4 protein-coding genes are annotated in these 1,644 nt (G+C 40.6%); 2 read left to right on the top strand and 2 right to left on the bottom strand.

Annotated features, from left to right (window positions below; all coding sequences use genetic code 11):
* Both ACLNCN_RS04595 and ACLNCN_RS04590 read right to left on the bottom strand, forming a co-directional pair.
* A partial coding sequence (locus ACLNCN_RS04595) for an LrgB family protein (protein ID WP_424844723.1) occupies positions 1-342 on the bottom strand: 342 nt, incomplete at its 3' end.
* The gene (locus ACLNCN_RS04590) at positions 339-713 is read right to left on the bottom strand and encodes a CidA/LrgA family protein (protein WP_000781325.1); all 375 of its coding nucleotides are present in this window, start codon (positions 711-713) and stop codon (positions 339-341) included. The genes ACLNCN_RS04595 and ACLNCN_RS04590, both read right to left, overlap by 4 nt.
* 282 nt (positions 714-995) lie before the next feature.
* Between ACLNCN_RS04590 and ACLNCN_RS04585 the strand changes: the two genes are divergently transcribed.
* Together ACLNCN_RS04585 and ACLNCN_RS04580 are read left to right on the top strand one after the other, a co-directional pair.
* The gene (locus tag ACLNCN_RS04585) at positions 996-1,376 is read left to right on the top strand and encodes a MarR family winged helix-turn-helix transcriptional regulator (protein WP_049502453.1); all 381 of its coding nucleotides are present in this window, start codon (positions 996-998) and stop codon (positions 1,374-1,376) included.
* A gap of 98 nt (positions 1,377-1,474) precedes the next feature.
* On the top strand, positions 1,475-1,644 hold a 170-nt coding region (locus tag ACLNCN_RS04580; RefSeq protein ID WP_424844724.1), incomplete at its 3' end, for a DUF4649 family protein.

Below are 1,644 nucleotides of genomic sequence, written 5' to 3'. Positions count from 1 at the left end.
CTTTGCCACAAGGGCTGTGAAAGAGGTATTGACCACTACCGCTAAGAGACTACCAAAGAGAATACTCCGAGCATGGTGCTTCATCAAATGAAAACTCTTATAAAGCGGAATCCCTAGAGCCACGGTCGATGGGACAATCAAGTTGTTCAGATAAACCCCACCTTGGTAGTAATCTTGGTAAGAAATCCCCGTCACCTTTAGAATGATAATAATGAAAACAGCTGACAAAAGCAAGGGCGTTGTCAATGGATGGGGAAAACGTCTGTAAATCAGCATTCCCACTAGATAGGCTAATATAGATAGGGCAAGCCCAAACAGGGGATTGGAAACAAATTCACTCATTTGGCATCTCCTTTCTCATAATCTCCCTCAAATCGTCTCTTGATGAACTGAACTACCAGGGCTATGAGGATAATATTGATAACTGCTGCAAAAAAGACAATCAAGACGATGGGCAAAAGATAGGGAGCAATCACATCAAACTTTTCCATGATTCCCACTGCTGGTGGCAAAAAGAGAATGGTCATATTGGCCAGCAAGAAATTCCCCACCATGTTGACATGTCTGGTTCTCAGCCACTTGAATTGCAAGGCTAAAAAAAGAATGATTAAGCCGATAATACTGCCTGGAATGGGCAAATGAAAGAAACTGGAGATTCCCTCACCGATTAGAGAAATCACAAAGAGAATCATTAATTGAACATATAATTTCATCCTAAACTCCACGAAATAGACTTCTTGCATACCAGTTTACTCTTTTTTCAGAAAATTTCAAGGAAATGCACAAGAGATGATGAAAATTAGAGATGAAAGTGGATACAGACAATTCTTGACTTGTGAAAACAGGTATGATTTAGGATAAGAGATGCCAGCGTCCTTCTTGCCAGCTCTTTTGAAAAGTAGTATAATTATTGCATGCGCAATCATCTTGTGATGCAGAGACTGTCCGTTAATGGACTTTCTTCTATTGATAACTCTAAAAAGAAAGGAGAAACTATGACCTACTTGGAAAAATGGTTTGACTTCAATCGGCGTCAGAAAGAAATCGAAAGTCTCTTGGAAGAGACCATTGCCCAGCAGAGCGAGCAAAGTCTGACCTTGAAAGAATTCTACCTCCTCTACTATCTGGACTTGGCTCAAGAAAAATCTCTACGCCAGATTGACCTGCCAGATAAGCTTCATCTGAGCCCGAGCGCTGTTTCTCGGATGGTGGCTCGCTTGGAAGCTAAAAATTGCGGTCTGCTTAGTCGCAGGTGTTGTGATCAAGATAGACGCTCTAGCTTTATCTGCCTGACAAGTGATGGGCAAAAGACACTGGCCTCGCTACAAAAGGCTGTCGAAGCAAGCTTGGAAACTGGTTTAGATTTCTTGATTTAAGATGATTTTGAAAAAAGTTGCGTGCGCAATCATTTTTCTTGACATTCTCTTTTACAAGGAGTAAAATAAAGTCATCATTAAACAAAGAAGTTTTTAAAATGATTGAAATTACCTATCTAGATGCCAGCAAGAACGAAAGAACTGTAACTTTCGAATCTTATGAAGACTTTGATCGTTCACAACAAGCTTGCCTTATCGGCGTCGCAGACTACTACCCTGTCCAAAAATTAACTTACAACGGTCATGATTTGGACTACCATGGGACTTA

It is taken from the genome of Streptococcus sp. CL8.13 (assembly GCF_049737895.1).
Note: the sequence above shows the minus strand (reverse complement) of the source record. Positions and strands in the feature narration are given on the sequence as shown.